Genomic DNA, 23,868 nt, shown 5'->3' with positions numbered 1-23,868 from the left:
TGGATTGATCGTTAATTTCATCGCAATTCTTGTGCCCAAACCCGCAGTCATCTCTTCTACTAGAATTTTCTGTAGTTCATTAGGAATAGTCAATTTCATACGCGGGTAGGGTTTGATCACCGAGTACTTTTGGTAAGAGTTCTTCTGGAAAAAGGGACGCAGCTTGGCGCTCTATGTCGCTGATAGTAGCACTATCTTTATAGGTTGCTCTTCTGACCGTAATGTTATTTATAATCATTTTTTATTACCATTGGTTTTTTAATAATGCATTGGAATAGACGAAAGCAATAAATGCTATTTCAAAAATGCTATCTTAAGCAAAAAATAAGTAGGTCAATGTATAATCAATAGCTACAAAGTTAAATATTAACTTTTGCAATAATATACTGATAAATAAAAATAATTTACAGACAACACAGTTCTCTTTGTTTTTATGTATCAGGATTAACGTGAAATTAGTGATGTGTATCTCAACCTGAACAATGTTTCTTTTTTAAACTGGTACGCTGAGTTAATAATTTGTTAAATCAAAGCGTGCGTTATTTATTAGGCGAGTGATAACATAGCAATTAAAATTTCAGGAGTACTACCTTGGAGAAAGTCTGGCTAAAACATTATCCGGCGGATGTTCCTGCGGAAATTGACCCGGATCGTTATGCATCATTGGTTGAGATGTTTGAAAATGCCGTAGCGCACTATGCGGATCAACCTGCATTTATCAATATGGGTGAGATTATGACCTTTCGTAAGTTGGAAGAGCGTAGTCGGGCATTTGCAGCATATTTGCAAAATGGTTTGGGATTAAGTAAAGGAGATCGCGTTGCGCTGATGATGCCAAACCTGCTGCAATATCCCGTTGCACTGTTTGGTGTTCTACGTGCAGGTATGATTGTCGTAAATGTCAACCCGCTGTATACGCCACGTGAGCTTGAACATCAGCTTAATGACAGCGGCACTTCCGCTATTGTGATCGTCTCCAATTTTGCCCATACATTGGAAAAGATCGTTTTTAATACTAAAGTTAAGCATGTTATTTTGACGCGTATGGGGGACCAACTATCTCGTCCTAAAGGTACGTTGGTTGATTTTGCGGTGAAATATGTTAAACGGCTGGTACCGAAGTATAATCTGCCTGATGCCATTTCATTTCGTTGTGCGATACAGAAAGGTTATCGCATGCAATATGTAAAACCAGAAATTAACGGTAATGATTTGGCTTTTCTGCAATATACTGGTGGCACCACTGGCGTAGCTAAGGGGGCTATGCTGACTCACCGTAATATTTTGGCAAATCTTGAACAGGCAAAAGCGGTTTATTCTCCATTATTACGTGTAGGCCAAGAGCTGATTGTTACGGCGTTGCCTCTTTATCACATATTTGCGTTAATGGTAAATTGCTTGTTACTTATTTACTTGGGTGGGTGCAATCTTCTGATCACTAACCCGCGTGATATTACGGGTACAGCTAAAGAATTAGGTCGTTATCCGTTCACTTCTGTCACCGGGGTAAATACATTGTTCAATGCTTGGTTGAATAATGAAGAATTTAAGAAGCTTGATTTTTCTACACTGCGTCTGGTTGTTGGTGGTGGTATGCCGGTACAGAAAGCGGTTGCTGAGAAATGGGCAAAAGTGACAGGCACCAATCTGCTTGAAGGTTATGGTCTGACAGAATGTTCACCTTTGGTTTCCTGTAATCCTTATAATTCGAAACATTACACTGGCAGTATTGGTTTCCCGGTCTCTTCAACGGAAATCAAACTTATGGGTGATGATGGTAATGAGGTAGAGATGGGCCAGCAGGGAGAATTGTGGATACGTGGCCCACAGGTGATGGTTGGTTATTGGAATCGTCCTGATGCAACAGAAGAAGTGTTGAAAGATGGTTGGGTAGCAACGGGTGATATTGCGAATATTAATGAACAAGGTTTCATTCGTATCGTAGATCGTAAAAAAGATATGATTTTGGTTTCTGGTTTCAATGTGTATCCTAATGAAGTTGAAGATGTTGTATCAGCTCACCCTAAAGTGCTAGAGTCAGCAGCAATAGGGGTATCAAGCGAAAGTTCCGGTGAAACTGTCAAAGTATTTGTGGTTCGGATAGATCCTAGTTTGACCGAGGATGAACTTAAAACCCATTGTCGTCGTTATCTAACAGGGTATAAAGTACCAAAGATCATTGAGTTCCGGGATGAATTACCTAAGTCTAATGTAGGTAAAATTCTTCGTAGGGAACTGCGTGATGAAGAGGAAAAGGTCAGGAATGTAGCTATAGCCTGAGCTCCTCTTCATAATATTGATAAGCACGACAACGCCGGTATTAGCCGGCGTTGTCGTGCTTATTCCATGAATGGCTAAGAGAACTATGTTTTGAATTATCAGTTGATCACCACAGATGCTCAGTTGCAGCAAGTTTGCGAAGGGGCAAAAAAATACTCAAAAGTAGCATTGGATACTGAATTTGTACGCACACGGACGTATTACCCACAATTAGGTTTGATACAACTGTATGATGGCGAACAACTTTCTCTGATTGATCCACTTAATATCACCAACTGGCAACCTTTCCGTGAGTTAATTACTCATCCTCAAATATTGAAGCTGTTACATGCAGGCAGTGAAGATTTGGAAGTTTTTCTGAATGCTTTTCAATGCTTGCCGGAACCGATGATTGACACTCAGGTCTTGGCGGCTTTTATTGGGCACCCGCTTTCATGTGGCTTTGCCGCGCTGGTGGCTGAATATATCCATGTCGAGCTGGATAAAAGCGAATCCCGCACTGATTGGCTTGCCCGTCCGTTAAGTGAAAAACAGTGCGAATATGCAGCCGCGGATGTTTATTATCTGTTGCCTTTAGCGGATATCCTAATGACTGCAACAGAGCAGGCTGGATATATGGAGGCTGCGACGGGTGAGTGTCAACTTATCTGTCGACGCCGTAAAGAGATATTGGCGCCGGAATGTGCTTATAAACAGATAGGCAATATCTGTCAATTACGTCCCCAACAGCTTGCGTGTTTGAAAAAACTGGCCGCATGGCGTTTGAGTCAGGCCAGAGAACGCGATTTAGCCGTGAACTTCGTCATTCGTGAAGAAAACCTATGGCAGGTAGCGCGTTACATGCCAACTTCTTTGGCAGAGTTGGGTGCGTTAGGGCTAAGCGGGCAGGAGATTCGTTGTCATGGTCGTCGCCTATTGGCAATGGTCGCTGAAAGTGGAAATATTCCAGAAAGTGAATGCCCGCCGCCAATGACGAACCTGATTGATCAACCTGGTTATCGTAAAGCATTTAAGGATATTAAAGCGCTGATCCATCAGGTAAGTGAGCAGCATAGATTTAATTCTGAATTATTGGCATCTCGTCGTCAGATTAATCAATTACTCAGTGTTCACTGGAAATTGAAACAATTAAATGGCAAACCTGAACTGCTTAGTGGGTGGCGGGGAGAGTTGCTGGCTGAGCCAGTCTCAGAGATTCTGGCGAACTATCCTGATTAACCCATATCAGAGCCTTAGCCTGACGGCAGTCTAAAGCATGAGAAGGGGTTCCCGGTTAGGGGTTCCCCATCTCAGATTGCCACATAATTCGTTTGTGGTTACTTTGATGGCGGTAGTGATAAAACAGCACTGTTTACCCGCGTTATTTTTGAGGTTCTTCTACCTCAGGTAATGTTATATTCAGCTCCAGGACGGAAATATCATCACCTTTCTGCTCAAATTGTACAGAGAGCATATCTGGATCGACCTGTATATACTTACAGATTACTGCCAAGATATCCCGTTTCATATCAGGCAGATAAGCAGGTTCAGAATCACCGCGGCGACGCTCTGCCACGATGATTTGCAGCCGCTCTTTAGCGATATTGGCTGTCGTTTTTTTTCTCGACAGAAAGAAATCTAGCAAGGCCATGTTTTATCCCCCAAACAGGCGTTTTAAGAAGCCTTTTTTCTCTTCTTCAATGAAGCGGAAAGGACGTTCTTCCCCTAATAAACGTTCAACAGTATCTGTATACGCTTTTCCTGCATCAGATTCTGTATCCAGAATGACTGGTTCCCCTTGGTTAGATGAACGCAGTACAGATTGATCTTCTGGAATAACACCGATTAAAGGAATGCATAAAATTTCCAGAACGTCTTCCATACTCAGCATATCACCACGACTTACACGGCCTGGGTTATAGCGGGTTAATAGCAGATGTTCTTTAATGGGATCTTCACCCCGTTCAGCTCGTCGAGATTTTGAGGCCAGAATACCCAGAATACGGTCTGAATCACGTACGGAAGAGACCTCAGGATTTGTTGTGATAATGGCTTCGTCAGCAAAATAGAGTGCTATCAACGCACCACTTTCAATCCCTGCTGGGGAGTCGCAGATAATAAACTCGAAACCTTGTTTATCCAGATCAACTAAAACTTGCTCAACGCCTTCAATAGTGAGAGCGTCTTTATCGCGGGTTTGCGATGCAGGCAGGATATAAAGATTCTCGGTACGTTTATCTTTAATTAATGCCTGATTAAGCGAGACGTCTCCTTGGATAACGTTCACGAAGTCATAAACTACGCGGCGTTCACATCCCATAATCAGATCGAGGTTACGCAGGCCGATGTCAAAATCGATAACGACGGTCTTTTTACCTCTTTGAGCAAGGCCGGTAGCAATGGCCGCGCTTGAAGTGGTTTTGCCAACGCCACCTTTACCTGATGTAACAACAATAATGCGTGCCATGAAGTGATTCCTTATTAAAAGGGCTAGATTAAAGGTTCAATAGTTAATTCATTATTTACCAGGCTAAGTTTTGCGGCTTTTCCTGCTAATTCAGTTGGGATTTTATCGCCGAGCCAATATTGCCCTGCGATAGAGACAAGTTCAGCGTTTAAATGGGTGCAAAAAACCAGGCACTCCTGATCACCGGATGCACCAGCTAATGCCCGACCACGCATCATACCGTAGATGTGAATATTGCCGTCTGCAATCAATTCGGCACCGGCGCTTACATTACTGGTAACAATAAGATCACTGCCTTGGGCATAAATCCTTTGACCTGAGCGAACAGGTAAATTAATTACACGGGTTTTTTTAATCGCGGGTTCAGCCGGTTTATCTTCCTTTGCCGAGGTTTTTTGTTTTTTTCCTTCACTTAGTAGTGGTAAGGATGCTTTTATTACCGCCCTGCGTTGTTGCTCATCACGACAACCACTTATTCCGACAATACGGAATCCCGCTGAATCAATAGCGTAATGCAGTGCTTTCAGATCAGCGCTTGCCGGCAGAGCGGAGATATTAATGACAACAGGCGCATTTTTCAGGAAATCCGGTGCTTGTTCCACTTTTTCCTGTAGGGCCTGTAGAATGATTTCTGGTTGGTCATTGTGTAAATGAACAACCGAAAGCGTAAAATTACTGCCTTTTAGCTCAATTGGCGACTGTGACATCTATCCTGCCTGACTCAGATTCAGCAAATTTGAGATCCCCCCAGAACATCCCCTGGGATACGATATTTAGAAATACAATAAACATGTTATAATTACTGAATTATTCAAGCAAGTTGTGACCTGAATTTAAAAGAGTTTATTATAATGATTTGTACGATCTACAGCAGTCCGAAAAGGGAGCAAACATATCTTTATGTTGAAAAAAGAGATAATTTCTCTCGCGTTCCCGAAGAGTTACTGAAAAGTTTTGGACAGCCCCAATATACAATGACGATCTCTCTGGCAGACAGAAAAAAACTGGCAGGTGCCGATATCGAAAAGGTAAAAATATCGTTAATTGAGCAGGGTTTTTACCTGCAAATCCCCCCTCCGGTTGAAAATTTAATGAATGCACATCTGAACCAGATGGAAAAATAAGAAGAATCTAAGTGCTATAATTATGGGTATGTTGCCTAATAAACCAGAGTGAGAAACGAATATGTATCAACACAGAGACTGGCAGGGGGCATTACTGGATCTTCCTGTCAATAAAGTGGTTTGCGTTGGTAGTAATTACGCTAAACATATTAAAGAGATGGGATCTCAGCCAGCGGAAGAGCCAGTCATTTTTATTAAGCCGGAAACTGCACTGTGTGATATACATCAGCCAATTGCAATTCCAAAGGATTTTGGTGTTGTTCATCATGAAGTTGAACTGGCTGTACTGATTGGTACGCCGTTGAAACAAGCAAATGAAGAGCGAGTTGGCGCCGCTATCGCGGGTTTTGCTGTTGCATTGGATCTCACCTTGCGTGATTTGCAATCTAAATTCAAGAAAGCGGGTCAACCGTGGGAAAAAAGTAAGGCGTTTGATGGCTCTTGCCCGATATCTGGGTTTATTCGAATAAGTCATTTTGGTGATCCGCGGAATGTCCAGTTTTCACTGACGGTCAATAATGAGCTACGGCAGAACGGTAATAGTAACGATATGTTGACACCCATTGTTTCCCTGATCAGCCATATGTCGCACTTTTTCACTTTGCGGCCGGGAGATGTCATTCTCACTGGTACACCGGAAGGTGTTGGAGCACTGAAACCCGGTGATGTGCTAAAGGTTACTCTGAATGATAATTCACTCACTACCAGGGTGATTTGAATAATATAAGGAATAGTAGAGTTATGTCTCAACCTTTCTGGCAGGTAAAAACCTTAGATCAGATGACGGATGAAGAATGGGAGTCATTATGTGATGGTTGTGGGCAGTGTTGCTTACATAAATTGATGGATGATGATACCGATGAAATTTATTTTACTAATGTTGCTTGCAATCAACTCAATATAAAAACGTGCCAATGCAAAAATTACGAAGATCGTTTCAGATATGAACCGGATTGTATCAAATTAACCCGTCATAATTTGCCGACTTTTGCATGGTTACCAATAACTTGTGCATATCGTTTGCTTGAAGAAGGGAAGCCATTATTACCGTGGCATCCTCTGATTAAAGGTTCTAAATCAGCAATGCATAGCGAAAGAATTTCTGTTAGGCATATCGCTGTACGGGAAATTGATGTTGTGGAATGGGAAGACCATATTATTAATAAACCTTGATAATGATGTAACTAACTATAATTTAATAAATTATTTTCTGTGTTTCCTAAGTTGGGGGCTTGCTCTAGAACTAAGTTAACCAGTAGGCATATCCACCAAAAATGAACTAAAGGTTGATTGTATATAATTGCATCTATACTATTACCATTAGGTAATTGAACCTGTGGTCTATTATAGGAGGCATAAAGTATGCCAATACATGTGGGAAACATAGAAAAGATTACCAATGATTTCATCCAATTGAGTGAGTTAGAGTTCAATCGTGTTCTGTATGATGCTCTTGATTCCTCTGGTACTAATATTGTGCATGATGTGGATGAACTCATTTTTCCACCAGGTTACCGGTTGATCAGGGTTGATAACAGGCTAGATTTGGATGATATAGATGAGCCCTACTTTGAATTAGCGCTACTTAGTGACGAAACAAAAGAAGTCGTTTATTACAACAAAGTTATAATAATAAGTGACTTGGTGCTTAGCTGTCGTCTCGCTTCGCAGATACTTGTGTGGCGAACGAGGAAGCCACAACATAAAGCGGCATTAAGTGATTTGGCCGCTAAAATCTTTTTCCACTATCTGATTAAAACCTATGATGTTGTTGCTTCAAATATGAGTCAAATAATAGAAGGCACCTCTTTTTGGCAAGCCAGAATGTATGAGGCGTTACAGTTTGGGCTTTATGTTTACGGCTATGACGTTATGACTTGTGAATTAAGAAATATTTTAGCTGAAGATGATGTTAGTAAAGAGCAGAGTTGGTTGTGGGGTAATGTGGAATATTATATGGATAGACTGGCAATTATTTCCAGGATCAAACTGCCTAATAAGTAATTAATTTCCCCAGGTTATATCTGAGGTGAATATAATGGTTCGAACTAACTCGAACCATTATCAATTAATTAAAATGCACCGGAAATCCAAACATTAATTTTATCATAGAACGATTTAATTGATTCCCACGCTCTGCTTATCCATTCAGAGAGTTGCCTGGCTGCATCAAGTATAAAATTTGAAAGTCTGCCAAATAAACTGGAGAAGAATGCATTAGTTTTTTCCATAAAACTTTGTATTGCTGCTCTAGAGTTAGGAAATTGTAACCCAAATTGAATGGCTTTATCGTAACTTGTATCAATTTGTCTGTTGTTCTCATCTTTGGTTCTTTGACGAGATTTGTTCATGTTATCGATCCAGTCTTGGTCTGCGTTGTCTGGATCAGCGATAATCGCTTTCTGATATTTCTGTGTGCTATCAGTTACACTTGCCTTAGAAACGTTTGTTGTTGAATTAGCACCAGATTTCACAGAATCTTTCAATTCATCAATAATACCATCTATTTCCTTATTTTCGGTAATATCTATGCTTTCATATTGTTCCCCAAGCATATTTGCATATGCCTGGAGTTCAGGTGTCGATGGCATAAATGGTTCAATTTTAGAATCATTTAACATCCGTTTTGCGTGTTGGCGCATTTCGTTCATGAGGTCGATAAATTGAATATCAGTCAGTGCAATATTGGACATAAATTATTTCCTTTTATTTAGTTAGTAAACTATCTATTAAATGTAAAAAGTGTAAAACTCTTTATTTAAGTTGGAAGGAATAAGTTAAAAATAAGTTATATTATCTATATTTATTTATGTCGATTTTGGTTCTCCTATAATGTTTAAAAGTTTAATATCGGCGGTAAATTTATTGCTTAGATATTATATCTGGAAGTGCCGGAGAATAATTCCCGGCACCTAAAACATAAAACATTTGGATAAGCAGAGTTTAATCTTGAGTCCATTCAAGGAATTTCATTCTGCTAAATGTTTAATGCTAACTTTATAAATGATTTTTTTGATTACTGAACTTTATAAACCAATGTATTGTCGGGGTGAGATAGTGTCAGTTTTTGATCTTTCAACTTCACTTTAACGCCATCTGCTAACACTTGACCAATCAGGTAATCCCATCTATTTAATTTTTCATCAGAGCAAAGCATCTGAGTGCTGGCTAGGTTTTTAACGGTCAGTACACCATTTTTCAGTTTACCTTGACCCATAAAGAGATTACACATGGAACCAGAAATGTGCATTTTTTCCCCGAATTCAATGGTTGGTACGCGACCATCTTGATTTTTCACGCCTTCGCCATTAACGCTCACCAGAACAAATTTGTGACGTTGTAAATCATCAATTGACACGTTTTCTACCGCAGACGCTTGGAATGTGGCTAACAATAAAGTTGCTGTTGCCAAAGGTAGTATTTTTTTCATGTTTATCTCCTATATATTATTTTAAGGGTACTTACTAACAATATTTGGGCAATTTTTCCCATTGATTAATTGCTGGATATTTCTCAGCGTAGTTTCACTGATACTGGTTAAGGCTTCTTCTGTCAGAAATGCCTGATGACCGGTAAACAGCACGTTATGACATGAAGACAAGCGACGAAAAATATCATCCTGAATCACGTCATTAGATTTATCTTCAAAGAAGAGATCGCGTTCATTCTCGTAAACATCCATACCCAGAGCGCCAATTTTTTGTTGTTTTAATGCGCTAATGGCTGCGATGGAATCAATTAGAGCCCCTCGGCTGGTATTGATGATCATTACGCCGTTTTTCATTTTGCTGAAAGCAACGTCATTCAGCAGATGATGGTTTTCTGGTGTTAACGGGCAATGAAGCGATATGACGTCGGATTGTGCATACAGCGTATCCAGATCGACATATTGAGCACCGAGATTCAAAACAGCTTGATTGGGGTAGGGATCATGAGCTAGCAAACGCATACCAAATCCATTAAGAATACGTAGAGTTGCAATACCAATCTTGCCGGTTCCGATAATTCCCGCTGTGCGGCTGTGCATATTGAAGCCAATTAAGCCTTCAAGAGAGAAATTGGCGTCACGGGTGCGTTGGTAAGCTCGGTGGATACGGCGGTTTAAGCACAACATTAATCCGACGGTATGTTCAGCAACAGCTTCAGGGGAATAGGCTGGAACCCGTACAACTTGAATACCCAATTCTTCAGCTGCATCTAGATCGACATTATTAAAACCTGCGCAACGTAATGCGAGGATTTTTATATTCATTTCAGCCAATTCTTCGAGTACTTTACGGTCAGCATTATCGTTGACGAAAATACAAACAGCATCTGCACCAATAGCGTTTTTGGCAGTTTTTGAACTAAGAGGGAAATCGAAAAACTCGAAATTATAACCAAATCCGAGTTTTTTATTGACCTGCTCCAGATGTTTATGGTCATACTGTTTGGTACTGTAAACGACTAATTTCATGGAATTATCTCCGCTATAATTTAAGTAGCTAATACATTGTTTTGGGCTTAAATTATTGCTGACGTAAAGGGTTAAATAAACAATAAATTAATTAACTCTATAAGTGTATTGCTTGTTGTTCCCCTATATGTTCAACATAATTTTCTTAATAATCAATGTCTTAGTTTAAGGTTTGTCTGCTAAATTATGGAATAACAATATACCCTATGGATTTCAAGATGGATCGCGACGGCAAGGGAGAGAATCCCCAGGAGCATAGGTAACTATGTGACCGAGTGCAGCCAACAAAGAGGCAACCTGAAAGATAACGGGTATAGAAGTAACCGATCTAAGGCTTAATAAGGAGAGGCAAGGATTTGATAACCAAAGGATTAAAAATATTCATTACCATACCTATTCTGTTGGTATTATTGATGGCGGCGGGATGGTTTTCGATTCCTCATTGGTTACCTAAGGTTACCGGTCACTGGTTACCTCCAGGTATGACGGTTTCATTGAAACAACCAGAATGGAAAAATGGAGTTTTGCAACTGGCTGATATTTCATTGCAGGTGAAGGATTGCAGGCTTATTCGTGTATCGCGATTATCTGTTAGTTACCCATATTCAGAGATAGATAACAGTTATCATTGGCAATTAAATGCCGCAGATATTAGTGGGGATATCAATTGTCTAAATCAGTTACCTGAATCTACACAAGGTCTTGCTCCATTGTCTGTTGCTGATATTTTAGCTCATATTCCACAAGGAAGTTTGTCCGTGGAAAATCTTTCTTTTCATCCTTGGCAAGATTTTGCTGGAAGACTAAAATTCAATTCCTCTTCTCAGGGGCAAAAACTAAGTTATCAGGGGAAGAAGGTTAAATTGTCAGCGCATATTTATGGTAAGGAATCGCTAGTTATTGACCAACTGGCAATTAAATTACCAGAACAGGAAATCAGCCTTAATGGTGAAATGACTTTACCTCTTAATATGGATAAACTCCCTCCTCATGGTGAAGTAAAAGGTAAAATTATTGCCAAGCAATATGCGCATCCGCTAAATATCAAGTTAGGTTGGCGAGGGAAATCCGGCAAACTTATTATCAGAGAAGAGGGGGCGACACTATCTTTGGCTGAATTACCTTGGCAGTTTAACCAAGAACAGCTTGATATTACTGATGGTAAATGGCGGTGGACTGGGGCGGGGCAACCTCTTGCGGGTGGCGTGAATATTAAGATTGCTCATTGGCAACAAGGGTTGGATAACCTGCTAATTAGTGGCCGTATAAATTTGGTCACTCAGGGTGAACGTGGTAAAGCGAATATTGTATTAACGATAAAACCGGGCCGGATAAACTCATTAAATACGCAACTTCCTTTTCAATTAACAGGTCAGATTAATGTGCAGGATATGATTATGGCTATGTCATTGCCTGCGATAATTAATGGTCCGTTGGTTAATCCGAAAATGACTTTTCAGTCAGGTTCGTTGTTTCGTGCTTGGGGGCGTTTGTCTGATGAGTTTATTGTTAAAGATGCCCGGTCACCGTTGGCGGGAACTTATCTGACACGTGAAGGTTTTACTGGTCGGTTACAGGCAATTGTAAATACACAACACCGTGACTGGGGAAAATTCCATTTGCATCTTGATGGTCATGCCGAAAATTTTATGCCGGATAAAGGCTATTGGCGTTGGAATTATTGGGGAAATGGCGATTTGCCGTCACTACAGGCTAAATGGGATATTGCCGGAAAAGGGCGCTGGCATGATACATTGATTAGTGTCAACGAAATGGCTACCGGCTTTAATGTGATTAAGCACGGCATGATCCGGGTGGATACGCCGCGTCTACAATTAACAAAACCATTGGAATGGCAACGTTCAGAGAAATCGCCCGCCTTTAATGGTGAGTTACGGCTGACAGCGAAGAAAACATCGTTTCAGTCCGGTGGCTTTTTGCCCCCTGCTGAGCTGACAGCAAAATTGACAGGAGAAAGCCCGAACAATTTTATTGTTAATGGTGATCTTTCATCAAGAAATATGGGTCCGATCCCTTTTTACAGTCGTTGGGATGGAGCAAGATTGCGTGGTGAAGCGCGTTGGCCTACTCAATCTTTACTCGCATTTCAGCCGTTGGTACCTAAAGATTTAGGGATAAACTTACGATCAGGTGATCTTTATGCACAGGCCGCTTTTTCTGTCACACAGGGGCAAGGTTTTGTTGCGGGTGGTCACTGGGTGGTAAAAAATGGCAGCATGTGGCTTAAAGATGGTGAAATCAGTGGGCTTGATTTTGTCTTACCGTGGCGACTGAGAGATAGTATCTGGCAATTTGGTGTTAAATCGCCGGTACAGCTACGAGTGAAAACGATTAATAACCTGTTTGTAATGCGTAACTTGACGGCGGATTTACAGGGATTTTATCCACCATCGGAACAAAAACCGCTGGAATTGACTAATGTGAATATAAGTATATTGGATGGACATATTAACCTAGATAAATTAAGGCTTCCTCAGCAGCATCCTGCTATTTTGACGCTTGATAAATTGGAGTTAAGTCGCCTTTTTACGGTATTGAAAGTTAAACAATTTGCGATGTCCGGCAAAATCAGCGGAAAATTGCCATTGTTTATTAATAATGAACGTTGGATAGTTCAGCAAGGGCGGATTGCCAATATCGACCATATGACCTTACGTCTGGATAAAGACACGATAGATTCCATTAACAAAGATAATATTTCCGCTGGTGCCGCTATGGATTGGTTACGCTATTTAGAAATCAGTCGTTTACGGGCGCAAGTCAGTCTTGATAATTTAGGGGTTCTGACACTTAATGCTGAAATTCAAGGTGTTAATTCATTAAGAGATAAAAAACGGCAAGTCAAACTGAATTACCATCATGGAGAGAATATCTTTCACTTATGGCGTAGTTTACGGTTTGGCAACAATCTTGAAGATTGGCTACAGCAGAATATATCTGTATTAAATGGGAGTGATAAATGACAAAACAAACTGGAATGAAGCTGTTCTTACTATCAATGGGGCCTTTAATGCTGTCAGGTTGTATACGCCTTGAAGTGGCAACACCGGAGAAGCCCATTAATATTAATATGAATGTCAAAATTGAGCATGAAATTCAGATAAAAGTAGACAGGCAAGTTGAAGAGATGCTTAAGAATAACACGGGTTTATTCTAGGGGGTTGGCATTATGAAGAGAACAGGTACGGGGATATTGTTATTGGCTGGTGTATTGTTCAGCTCTTCCGTTGTAGGAATGACCCTGAATGAGGCAAAGCAGAAAGGGTTGGTCGGTGAAACTTTCAGTGGTTATCTGGCTATAGTGAAAACAGATAGTCAGGCACAAGCTTTGGTGGCAGAAATTAATCAAGCCCGTGAGAAAAAATACGCAGAAATAGCGGCTGGCAATAATATTTCTACAAAGCAAGTGGCTAAACTTACTGGCGAAAAATTGGTGAACAGAGCTGAACCTGGTGAGTATGTGCTTGGTATTAATGGTAAGTGGTTGAAGAAATAAAAGCGCGTCGAATGACGCGCAAAAGACAACAATATAAAGATATAGGCAATGTATGAATTATGAACAAAAACGTGGCTATCAGGAAGCTATTGCTTGCAAAACTTCACGGGCGGTTTGTTGCGCTTGATTTGCGGCATCAGGGCCTAATGCTACACCTTCGGTAAATACGAACTCTATATCAGTGAGCCCAATGAAACTTAGGAACAGACGCAGATAAGGCACTAACAGATCACTGGGGCCGTCTTTATAGATGCCGCCACGGCTGGTCAGGATGATGACTCGTTTGCCTTTTAGCAGACCTTCAGGGCCATTCTCGGTATAACGGAAAGTCACGCCAGCACGGGCTATCATATCAAAATAGCTTTTCAGTTGGGTTGGAATGTGGAAGTTGTACATAGGCGCAGTGATAACAATAACGTCATTATCCTGCAATTCCGCAATAAGTTCGTCAGATAATGCTAACGTCTCTTTTTGGCGAGCGGTCATTTCATTGCCACTCGGACGCAATGCATAAACCCGTTCATTATCCAGAGCAGGAATGGGTTGTGCAGTCAGATCGCGTACTGTAATGCTGTCATCAGTATGATTGGCTTGCCACTTTTCAATGAAGAAATCGGCCATTTGGTTAGTATGTGAATGCTGCGCCATAATGCTGGATTTAAGAACCAGAACTTTACTCATGTTTATTCCTTAAAATTAACCTTTGATAGTTCACTTGTTAATCACGATATAGTTATTTTATGAGTTATTGACTTATGGTAACAGATCAATATTTAGAGAATAAAATTCAAATTTATTGAAAGACTTTTATCCACGTTGATATAACGTGGTGGAAATACTAGCTGAAATTATTGCCAATAAATAGGATGTGTTACTATATCGCCAATAAAAACTGGCTAATTAGCAAAGTAAGAAGTTACAAGGATCAATATAAGGTGAAAGAGTCTCAGAAAATCATTAACCGTCAGGCTGCTTGTCCAACGATCAAATATCCGGAAAACTTGCCCGTCAGCCAGAAGAAAGATGATATCTACAAAGCTATTCGTGACCATCAAGTTGTCATTATTGCCGGTGAAACCGGTTCGGGTAAAACAACACAGATCCCGAAAATTTGTCTTGAACTAGGTCGGGGAATAAAAGGACTTATCGGTCATACTCAACCCCGTCGATTGGCTGCTCGTGCGGTTGCCAATCGTCTGGCGGAAGAATTGGAAACCTCAGTGGGTTCTGCTGTTGGTTATAAAGTCCGTTTTAGTGATCATGTGGGCGATAACACGTTAGTTAAACTGATGACCGATGGTATTTTGCTGGCGGAACTGCAAAATGACAGGCTACTTAAACAGTATGACACGCTCATTATCGATGAGGCGCATGAACGCAGTCTGAATATTGATTTTATTCTGGGTTATTTGCGCCAATTACTGCCAAAACGTCCCGATTTGAAAGTGATCATTACCTCCGCGACTATCGATCCTGAGCGCTTTTCTCGCCATTTTAATCATGCGCCAATTATCGAAGTTTCTGGTCGAACCTATCCGGTAGAAGTGCGTTATCGTTCTGTCATGGGGGAAGATAATGATGGAGAGCGGGATCAGCTTGAGGCAATTATTGATGCTGTTGATGAACTCAACCGTGAAGGGCCTGGAGATATCCTGATCTTTATGAGTGGAGAGAGGGAGATTCGTGATACAGCAGATGCGCTGAATAAACAGAATCTGCGTCATACCGACGTATTGCCATTATTTGCGCGTCTTTCTAACAGTGATCAGAATCGAATTTTCCAATCACATACGGGGCGGAGAATTGTGCTGGCAACTAACGTGGCAGAAACCTCGTTGACGGTACCGGGAATTAAATATGTGATTGATACCGGGTATGCACGTATCAGCCGTTACAGTTATCGTACGAAAGTACAGAGATTGCCGATTGAACCTATATCACAGGCGTCGGCTAATCAGCGGAAAGGGCGTTGCGGACGTGTATCTGACGGGATCTGTATCCGGCTGTATTCAGAAGACGATTTCCTTTCTCGGCCAGAGTTTACTGATCCAGAAATCCTGCGTACTAACCTGGCATCGGTCATTCTGCAAATGACGGCAATTGGTCTTGGGGATGTCAGTGCATTTCCATTTGTGCAACCGCCTGATAAACGTAATATTCAGGATGGTGTTCGGCTTCTGGAGGAGCTTGGAGCTATTGACCAGAACACAACGGCTAAGAGTAATTACTGTCTTACATCAATAGGGCGACAGCTTGCTCAGCTCCCGGTTGATCCTCGGTTGGCGCGTATGGTATTGGAAGCTCGTCATCATGGTTGTGTACGTGAAGTGATGGTGATCACTTCTGCGCTATCTATTCAGGACCCAAGAGAGAGGCCACTGGAGAAACAGCAGGCTTCTGATGAGAAACACCGTCGATTTGCTGATAAAGACTCCGATTTTATTGCATTTCTGAAATTATGGGATTTTTTGAAAGAGCAGCAAAAGGCACTCTCCTCTTCGCAATTTCGCAAACTTTGCCGTCAAGATTATCTTAACTACCTGAGAGTCAGAGAGTGGCAGGATATCTATGCCCAGTTACGACAAGTTGTAAAAGAAATTGGTCTGTCGGTAAATAGTCAGGATGCAGATTACCGTGGTATTCATACTGCGTTACTTTCTGGGCTGTTATCTCATATCGGCCAAAAAGATACAGATAAACAGGAATATACCGGTGCGCGTAATGCCCGTTTTGCTATTTTTCCTGGTTCTGGTTTATTCAAGAAGCCGCCTAAATGGTCAATGGCGGCGGAATTGGTTGAAACCAGTCGCTTGTGGGGGCGGATTGTTGCGCGGATCGAACCTGAATGGGTTGAAGCGTTAGCCGGGCATCTGGTGAAATATCAATATAGCGAGCCACACTGGCAAAAATCTCAGGGTGCGGTAATGGCTAGAGAAAAAGTCACTTTATATGGTTTGCCAATTGTGGCTAGTCGTCTGGTTAATTACAGCAAAATTGACCCAATGCTCTGCCGTGAGTTGTTTATCCGCTATGCGCTGGTGGAAGGCGATTGGCAAACTCGACATGCATTTTTCCGAGTGAATCTGAAATTACGTGAGGAAATTGAGGAGCTGGAACATAAATCCCGTCGTCGCGACATTTTGGTGGATGATGAAACCTTGTTTAGTTTCTATGATCAACGGATACCTCAGAGTGTGGTTTCTGCTCGCCATTTTGATCGCTGGTGGCTGAAGACAGGTAAAGAGCAACCGGACTTGCTTAATTTTGAAAAAAATATGTTGATCAAAGGCGATGCCGATAAAATCAGTGCGCTGGATTACCCTAATTACTGGTATCAAGGGGCATTGAAATTACGGCTTAGTTACCAGTTTGAACCGGGTACGCAAGCTGATGGTGTGACAGTTCATATTCCGCTGCCGGTGTTGAATCAGGTTAAGGATGAAGGGTTTGATTGGCAGATCCCCGGTATTCGTTATGATCTGGTTGTTGCGCTGATTAAATCATTGCCGAAACCGGTTCGTCGTAATTTTGTCCCTGCACCAAACTATGCTCAGGCATTTATGGAGCGGGTACCTCAACCACAATCGACCTTGTTAGATAGCTTTGAGAAAGAGTTACGGCGGATGACTGGTGTTACGGTGTCACGTGATGATTGGCAGTTAGAGCAAGTCCCAGAGCATCTCAAAATGACATTCCGAGTGGTAGGAGAGAAGAACCGGACTATCGCTGAAAGTAAAGATTTATCTGCGCTGAAATTACGCTTGAAAGAGAAAGTTCAGGAAACACTTTCCGCTGTTGCTGATGATGGGATTGAACAGAGTGGGCTGCATATTTGGAGTTTCGGTGAATTACCGGGACGGTATGAGCAGAAACGTGGTGGTTACTCTGTTAAAGCATTTCCAGCGCTGGTGGATGAAAAAGAGAGTATCGGTATCAAATTGTTTGAAACCGAACCGGAGCAACAAATTGCCATGTGGGAAGGTACCCGTCGTCTGTTGTTACTCAATATTCCTTCACCAATTAAATACTTACATGAGAAATTGCCGAATAAATCCAAATTGGGACTCTATTTTAACCCTTATGGCAAGGTATTGGATTTGATTGACGATTGTATCGCCTGTGGTGTGGATAAATTGATGGCAGGGAATGGTGGGCCGGCTTGGAATGAACAGCATTTTATTCAGCTACAGGACAAGGTTCGGGCTGAGTTGAATGATACTGTTGTGGAAATAGCCAAGCAGGTGGAACAGATACTCACCACTATTTTTGCTATCAATAAACGTCTCAAGGGGAGAGTGGATATTTCATTTGCCTTGGCATTATCGGATATCAAAGAGCAGCTTTCTGGTCTGGTTTTCAAAGGATTTGTCACCACTAATGGTTGGAAACGCTTGCCGGATGTCCTGCGTTATCTGCAAGGTATTGAGCGCCGTCTTGAAAAATTGGCAATTGATCCGCATAGAGATAGAGCACAAATGGGGCGTGTCGAAAATGTTCAGCAACAGTGGCAGCAATGGCTGGCGAAATTATCACTGCAACAGAAACAGTTACCTGAGGTGCAAGAGATTCGTTGGATGATTGAAGAACTGAGGATCAGCTTGTTTGCTCAACAACTGGGTACGCCATATCCAGTTTCTGATAAACGAATCTTGCAAACAATGGAGCAAATTGCTTCCTGATCAAAGAGGACGGTCATATTCTAAACTGCGTCCAAAATTTTACATTTGTGATGCAGTTTTTTATAGATCAGCAAAGCCACCTATTCTAAAGGTGGCTTTTTATTTAGATAGACTATACCCGTCATCTTTCAAGTTGCCTCTTTGTTGGCTGCACTCACTCACCCCGGTCACATCGTTATCTATGCTCCCGGGGATTCGCTCCCTTGCCGTCGCGATGCATCTTGAAATCCATTGGGTATAAAACGAATGAGCTGGTTAGCAGGTACTTTCCGTATGTTTGGCTTTGTTAGCTTCAATGAAAGCATTAACCATAGCGGTTTTATTTTTGCGGTTACGAGCGTAGTCAGCCTGAGTTGCCTTCTTCTTGGTTGCTGTAGCACGTTTTAACAACATAATCGCCTCCTCCTAAATCTTCATACTCTAATATTAATCTTGACTGTACCTTTTGTAAAAGTCTTTCATAGGTTCTTTTATGAGAATCACTGTAACCACTAAAGTACAAGTAATGAACTTTAGATTCTTCAATATAATCCAGAATGTATGATATTAAAACATTAAAAAAGTAGTTATTTTCATTTCTATTGTAATGAACAGCTTTATCTATTTTATCAAATGGAGTCCTACCGTTTAATTCGTCTGTAGGGATTAATTCATAAGCTTGATCGAAAAAGATAATAGACACAGCAAATAAAATTTTGGGATTAACATCGTACACTTCAGCAATTCTTTCGGCTCCGACAACATCGTCAGTTAATGGAAAGAATACCAACCGAAAGGTTTGTGGTTTTTTGCCGTTAAAAGTGAATTCAATATCGTAACTGCTAATCTTACCGATTCCACCAATGGTTTTATTCTTGAGACTATGATACTTGGTCATTCTTTAACACTGTTGCTGTTTGAATAGTGGTTTATTATACCAAAATTCCTTTGTCACTATTCTTTCTAATTATCTAATATGCGAGCGGGTTCCAAATTTTATGTAGTTGCGTCATTCAGCTAATTGGGTTTCCACGCCCGGTCACAAATTTATCTGTGACGTATTTGACTTACCTGAACCTAAACAACACGTCAATAAAATTTATTGAAAATAATTGTTAATTGTGTTAGAAAACGCTATTTTTACCACTAATACTTTATTTCATTCTCATTTATGATGACATTATGGATTTTTTTTAAACAAGGTGTGCAAAATGCCATTCATCGCCATGTTTTTTATGTCAATTATAACGTTTTTCTTCTTAACTATATTAGTTAACTATTTTTTCATATTAGAACGAAATGTAAAAAAAACCATATGGATATCGTTATTAATGGCTGTTATTTTCATATTCAGCCTCTTTGCCCCAACAATTCTTTATCAAAATATTTTCTAGTTGACAAATATATTTCATATAGTCGCTCATTAAATGATCGACTAATGGCTGTTTTATCGATTGTTTTTATTGACCAAGGCAGTGATCTTACGCTCTAATGTATTACTCTGGTAGTTGATAATAATGTTGATAAATATTATATACCCGTCATCTTTCAAGTTGCCTCTTTGTTGGCTGCACTCACTCACCCCGGTCACATAGTTATCTATGCTCCCGGGGATTCGTTCCCTTGCCGTTATATTACTCCGACTATTGCATTTATTGACTCTAATAAAGAAAAAATATTTTATATATAATGTTGTGATTTCACGAAGAGAAATTTTCTCAAAGATTTTTCAGATAAAAACAATCAAATAACAGCGCATCAGCCAAGAAATAAACTTTCTATAACTGATGCAGATAAATTAATTACTGATAAGTTAATGTCATTGTTGCGGTTACATTTGCCTGCCCAGGGGTAATATTGCGATCGGTCTGAAAATAGCGGGCGTGTAAAGGGATAGATAACTTCCCACCTGAATAGCTATTACCAATATTGATTTGTGAATGGATAATGACAGGTTGGTTGTTATAAAGAATTTGCATACCTACACCGGAAGCAGTTGTATGATTATCATTTTGATCAAGCGCCCATACGTGATATAAGTTATTTTTTGCTTTCTTTCCGTCGAGCATTAATTGAATCTGGACATCATCATCACAATCTAAAATAATCTCAAAATCTTTCCATCCTGCGGTGCTATTAATACCAGAAAAATCTATTTTTTTGATATCTCCCATAGGAACAGTAATATTGGTATCTTTCAGCGAACAGCTTTTAGTAATAATTCGGGTATTTCCCAAACGGTAAGTATGCACGATGTGGTTATTTACCCGTGCTTGAATTAACTGCTCATTTTTGACAAAACCAGAACCTGTTGTTGGTGCTATTTTTATTAGCTGAATGGTCAAATAACCCCATGTTTTACCACAATACCAACGACCAGAATTGTCGCAGCTTACGGGGTTATTAGCAATACGGGGTAACCAGTCGATACCATAGCCGGGACTCCAAGTATTTATTCTTATACCTACACCGGGAATACCGGACTCGTAAATAGCATCCTTGTTGTATTCTGCACTTTTGTAGGATGTGTATCCCCATGACGTATTAACATTTGTATCGCAATAGAAGATATTGTTTTTATTGTCTAATTCATCTGCCCGATATTCATAAATTGTTGTGCCAATAGGTTGATCCCTTGGAACATATAAGGTTCCAAAAGAGAGATGAGTGATTTCTGATTTAAATCCTTTCTCAAACTGGCAGTTAGCGGCAAAACTATAAGAACTGACTATCAAACCAATTAATAAGTTGGTGATAATGAGAAAATATTTAAGTTTATTGTAAATATTAAACATAGCGTTTTCCTGTGGGTGGTTATTTACAGTGAGCTGCTATTATATAAATACCGGATAAAGGACTTTTTTCCGGTAATTTGTAATTAACAACACATTCCTGAATATCTTTATAACCCCATTTAACGAATAATCGTCCACTATCGGGTAGACCAGTGAGGTAAACTTGCCCTTCATGACTAACAATAGCGCTATTTACTTCATCGATATCATGGCGTTTTTCTAACGTGACAACTGCACCAAAAGGAATAGGATTTTCTTGATAATAGAGATTGATGAGAACTCTGTGACCTATCCGGGTTTTAAAATCGGCCAGGACTAATGCCCCACGAGTAGGAATAACGGTTTGGGCATTAACGTCAATATCGACATTATCTGCTAATGAATGCGTATCCAGTGCAATCCGATTTTTCCGGTAACTGCTAACATAAGGAATAATCGCATAGCCATTCCAATCGGTGGCAATACCAACATTATTTTGGATCTTTATTCCTTGAGCGCCATCAGCCCGGACTAATGCCAATGTATCTCCCAAATGTTGTGAAAGCGTAATGCCGTATGGGTGAGCAACAATACCTCCTTGAAGACCATAATTTAATTGGTGCGAATGACGATCATAGCTATAACCAGTATTAAGTTGACCATAAGCGCCTTTATATTCCGCATGAATATGACCGCCAGCGCCAGTACCGTGATTCGTGTAACTCTGCTGTAAACTATAGATTAAATTATCGTCTTCCAGCGCTGTGCCACTTAAACCTACTTGATGGGAAATATCTTTGTTTTTATTGGTATTAAAATTATAACTAGTCCAGCTATTTTTTAGCCAGCGATCTAATGGAATCTGTATGCTGAATGAAAAGATCTGCTCATTTTTATCCGTATCTGGAAGTTGGCTGTAGGTATAATTTAAGCTGTAATTAACATTATTATAATTGGTGCTATAACCTGCGTTGATATTACGTTCATAGCCAGATTGTTGCCAGTAATTTTGTTGAAAGGCGGACAGATATAAACTGCCAAAATTTCCCAGAGATTGATTAATATGCAGTTGTAATTTACTTCTTTTATTAGTGCGGTAACGCCAGTCACTTTTATTAGCATCATCTATGTCATTGGCTTCTTTAAAATCATAAAAACCACGTGTCGAATAACGATAACCTGCCAGAGTAAAATTAGTTCCTGTTAATGAAAGGTCTTTTGCATATTGAAAACGGTAGGATTGCCCTTTGGTACTGATATTAGATGGTAAATCGGTGTTAGCGTGAGTGATGTCAAAAGAGAGAGAACCCAATATACCAAAGTTATAACCTGATCCTAAAGCAACGGATTGATAATCTTTTGAAAAAATCGTACCACCATAGGTAGTGATATTATTAGAAAAACCATAGATTAATGCGCCTTGGGTAAAATTAGGTTCTCTCCCATGATTATTTGATAATTGATATTGGCCCAGTGTTATCGAATATTGCAAGCCTCCTTCCCGTAACATAATCGGTATCGTCGAAAAAGACTGAGTTGATCGATATTCCTGACCATCTGCTTCCTTGATAATAACTTCCAAATCTCCACTTGTTGTCGTTGGGAAAAGGTCATTAATGACAAATGGGCCCGGTGAAACATAAGTTTGATAAATGATATAGCCGTTTTGTTTGATTGTAACTTGAGCATTACTTTGAGCAATTCCTCGGACACTAGGAGCGAAACCTTGTAAGCTGTCTGGTAACATATTGTCATCAGAAGCTAATTGTAAGCCACGGAATTGAACACCCTCAAAAATATAGGAGGAGGTAAAGCTATCACCTAGCGTTAATTGTCCTTTTAGTGCGTGAATATCCCGTTGTAAATAGGTGTTAATACTTTTCCAACTTTTATCACGACTGGTATAGGTAGAATAATGGCGTAGGCGCCATGCTTGCCAATTAGCGCCTGTTCGAAGATTTAGATAATGGGTCTGCGTAGAGCCGGATGGATTATCTTGCCAGGTATTTGAACCACTATAATTATAGTTAATCAGTAATGAAGTTAATCCTTGCTGCCATAATTCAGGCGAAACATAACCTCTTGCCTGATTGTGTAATATTGCTTGTGGAATACTGATATCCAGCCTTTGCTGACTAAAATTGAAGATGGTGCTTGCTGATGGAATATATTGACTTAAATCAGACAACTCTGTTTCTGGTGGTAAACTGATCAGCTCTGGAAAGCTATCAACTTTTACTCCCATATCCTGTAATTGCTGAATTGTCAGCTTGGGTAGCAATTTATTATTTATCGTGACAAAGGTTACGTTCCTGGTATCTATTTTATCTCTATTAAGGTAAATATCTACCCAGTAAATACCGGGCGGATAGTCATCTTGCGTGAAAATAGAGAGATCAATGTCTTCAGGTGAACCAAAATCAGTACCTATTTCCAGTGCATGAATGTTGAAATAATCTTCAGAATAAGTTTTAGCCGGGTAAAAAAGTACGCCAACAGCTATAAATGGCACTAATAAGAGCCATGAATGTTCAATATTGTATGGTTGCTTATTAATCTTATGCTGTGAGTACTTTCCCATAATTAATTTTCTGGCGTAGAGTAATGTAATAG

The 23,868-nt window shown here is 40.3% G+C and carries 20 protein-coding genes and 1 pseudogene; 10 read left to right on the top strand and 11 right to left on the bottom strand.

The features are described 5' to 3' along the window. The first annotated feature begins 591 nt into the window (after window positions 1-591). Both fadD and rnd read left to right on the top strand, forming a co-directional pair. A complete protein-coding gene (fadD, locus tag AAC155_RS00675; RefSeq protein ID WP_113040628.1) occupies window positions 592-2,280 on the top strand; it encodes a long-chain-fatty-acid--CoA ligase FadD in 1,689 nt (562 codons plus the stop codon). Between the two features lie 90 nt (window positions 2,281-2,370). Beyond that, a complete protein-coding gene (gene rnd, locus AAC155_RS00670; protein WP_113040627.1) occupies window positions 2,371-3,498 on the top strand; it encodes a ribonuclease D in 1,128 nt (375 codons plus the stop codon). A 142-nt stretch (window positions 3,499-3,640) separates the two neighbouring features. Here the strand turns inward: rnd and minE are convergent, their stop codons facing one another. Genes minE through minC form a run of 3 tightly spaced genes read right to left on the bottom strand, consistent with a single transcriptional unit; the run spans window position 3,641 to window position 5,433 of the window. Further along, window positions 3,641-3,910 carry a cell division topological specificity factor MinE gene (gene minE, locus AAC155_RS00665; RefSeq protein WP_112876035.1) on the bottom strand — a complete coding sequence of 90 codons (270 nt, stop codon included), beginning with the start codon at window positions 3,908-3,910 and terminating at the stop codon, window positions 3,641-3,643. Window positions 3,911-3,913: 3 nt separating this feature from the next. Next, window positions 3,914-4,726 (bottom strand): septum site-determining protein MinD, encoded by an 813-nt coding sequence (gene minD / locus AAC155_RS00660; protein ID WP_113040626.1) that lies wholly within the window; start codon window positions 4,724-4,726, stop codon window positions 3,914-3,916. 23 nt (window positions 4,727-4,749) lie between these two features. Further along, complete coding sequence (minC, locus tag AAC155_RS00655; protein ID WP_112876033.1) at window positions 4,750-5,433, bottom strand: septum site-determining protein MinC; 684 nt, start codon at window positions 5,431-5,433, stop codon at window positions 4,750-4,752. Window positions 5,434-5,577: 144 nt separating this feature from the next. On the opposite strand from minC, the gene AAC155_RS00650 reads away from it, so the two are divergent. The 4 genes from AAC155_RS00650 (at window position 5,578) to AAC155_RS00635 (ending at window position 7,854) form a co-directional block, all read left to right on the top strand. After that, complete coding sequence (locus AAC155_RS00650; protein ID WP_113040625.1) at window positions 5,578-5,850, top strand: YcgL domain-containing protein; 273 nt, start codon at window positions 5,578-5,580, stop codon at window positions 5,848-5,850. Window positions 5,851-5,911: 61 nt separating this feature from the next. Further along, the gene (locus AAC155_RS00645; RefSeq protein WP_113040624.1) at window positions 5,912-6,568 is read left to right on the top strand and encodes a fumarylacetoacetate hydrolase family protein; all 657 of its coding nucleotides are present in this window, start codon (window positions 5,912-5,914) and stop codon (window positions 6,566-6,568) included. Window positions 6,569-6,591: 23 nt separating this feature from the next. Continuing rightward, window positions 6,592-7,023 (top strand): YcgN family cysteine cluster protein, encoded by a 432-nt coding sequence (locus tag AAC155_RS00640; protein ID WP_112876029.1) that lies wholly within the window; start codon window positions 6,592-6,594, stop codon window positions 7,021-7,023. A gap of 189 nt (window positions 7,024-7,212) precedes the next feature. Further along, on the top strand, window positions 7,213-7,854 hold the full coding sequence (locus AAC155_RS00635; RefSeq protein ID WP_113040623.1) for a hypothetical protein: 642 nt from the start codon (window positions 7,213-7,215) through the stop codon (window positions 7,852-7,854). 68 nt (window positions 7,855-7,922) lie between these two features. Here the strand turns inward: AAC155_RS00635 and AAC155_RS00630 are convergent, their stop codons facing one another. From AAC155_RS00630 to AAC155_RS00620, 3 genes are all read right to left on the bottom strand, one after another. Further along, window positions 7,923-8,543, bottom strand: a complete 621-nt coding sequence (locus tag AAC155_RS00630) for a hypothetical protein (RefSeq protein WP_113040622.1) — start codon at window positions 8,541-8,543, stop codon at window positions 7,923-7,925. 323 nt (window positions 8,544-8,866) lie between these two features. Then, a complete protein-coding gene (hslJ, locus tag AAC155_RS00625) occupies window positions 8,867-9,280 on the bottom strand; it encodes a heat shock protein HslJ (protein ID WP_113040621.1) in 414 nt (137 codons plus the stop codon). Between the two features lie 21 nt (window positions 9,281-9,301). Next, the gene (locus AAC155_RS00620) at window positions 9,302-10,306 is read right to left on the bottom strand and encodes a 2-hydroxyacid dehydrogenase (RefSeq protein WP_113040620.1); all 1,005 of its coding nucleotides are present in this window, start codon (window positions 10,304-10,306) and stop codon (window positions 9,302-9,304) included. A 356-nt stretch (window positions 10,307-10,662) separates the two neighbouring features. On the opposite strand from AAC155_RS00620, the gene AAC155_RS00615 reads away from it, so the two are divergent. The 3 genes from AAC155_RS00615 to AAC155_RS00605 are packed head-to-tail and all read left to right on the top strand — an operon-like array spanning window position 10,663 to window position 13,823. Continuing rightward, entirely contained in the window at window positions 10,663-13,290 is a 2,628-nt protein-coding gene (locus AAC155_RS00615) for a YdbH family protein (protein ID WP_191214672.1), read from the top strand. Then, window positions 13,287-13,484, top strand: a complete 198-nt coding sequence (locus tag AAC155_RS00610; RefSeq protein WP_011146401.1) for a YnbE family lipoprotein — start codon at window positions 13,287-13,289, stop codon at window positions 13,482-13,484. Before AAC155_RS00615 ends, AAC155_RS00610 begins: the two co-directional genes overlap by 4 nt. Window positions 13,485-13,496: 12 nt before the next feature. Beyond that, entirely contained in the window at window positions 13,497-13,823 is a 327-nt protein-coding gene (locus tag AAC155_RS00605; RefSeq protein ID WP_113040619.1) for a YdbL family protein, read from the top strand. 78 nt (window positions 13,824-13,901) lie between these two features. On the opposite strand, the gene AAC155_RS00600 is transcribed toward AAC155_RS00605, so the two are convergent. Beyond that, window positions 13,902-14,504 carry an FMN-dependent NADH-azoreductase gene (locus tag AAC155_RS00600; RefSeq protein WP_113040618.1) on the bottom strand — a complete coding sequence of 201 codons (603 nt, stop codon included), beginning with the start codon at window positions 14,502-14,504 and terminating at the stop codon, window positions 13,902-13,904. 266 nt (window positions 14,505-14,770) lie between these two features. Here AAC155_RS00600 and hrpA point away from each other — a divergent pair. Beyond that, window positions 14,771-18,502, top strand: a pseudogene (hrpA, locus tag AAC155_RS00595) (ATP-dependent RNA helicase HrpA); the annotation flags it as partial. 343 nt (window positions 18,503-18,845) lie between these two features. Here the strand turns inward: hrpA and AAC155_RS00590 are convergent. The 4 genes from AAC155_RS00590 to AAC155_RS00575 form a co-directional block, all read right to left on the bottom strand. Beyond that, a complete protein-coding gene (locus AAC155_RS00590; protein WP_113040616.1) occupies window positions 18,846-19,379 on the bottom strand; it encodes a hypothetical protein in 534 nt (177 codons plus the stop codon). Between the two features lie 549 nt (window positions 19,380-19,928). After that, entirely contained in the window at window positions 19,929-20,072 is a 144-nt protein-coding gene (locus tag AAC155_RS00585; protein ID WP_158536453.1) for a hypothetical protein, read from the bottom strand. A gap of 211 nt (window positions 20,073-20,283) precedes the next feature. Beyond that, window positions 20,284-21,276 (bottom strand): fimbrial protein, encoded by a 993-nt coding sequence (locus tag AAC155_RS00580; RefSeq protein WP_113040614.1) that lies wholly within the window; start codon window positions 21,274-21,276, stop codon window positions 20,284-20,286. Window positions 21,277-21,295: 19 nt separating this feature from the next. Then, window positions 21,296-23,836, bottom strand: a complete 2,541-nt coding sequence (locus AAC155_RS00575) for a fimbria/pilus outer membrane usher protein (protein WP_113040782.1) — start codon at window positions 23,834-23,836, stop codon at window positions 21,296-21,298. Window positions 23,837-23,868: the final 32 nt, after the last annotated feature.

The organism is Photorhabdus sp. HUG-39 (genome assembly GCF_963878365.1).
GTDB classification, from domain to species: Bacteria; Pseudomonadota; Gammaproteobacteria; order Enterobacterales; family Enterobacteriaceae; genus Photorhabdus; species Photorhabdus kayaii.
The sequence above is the reverse complement of the archived record's forward strand: the minus strand, read 5'-3'. Positions and strand labels throughout refer to the sequence as shown.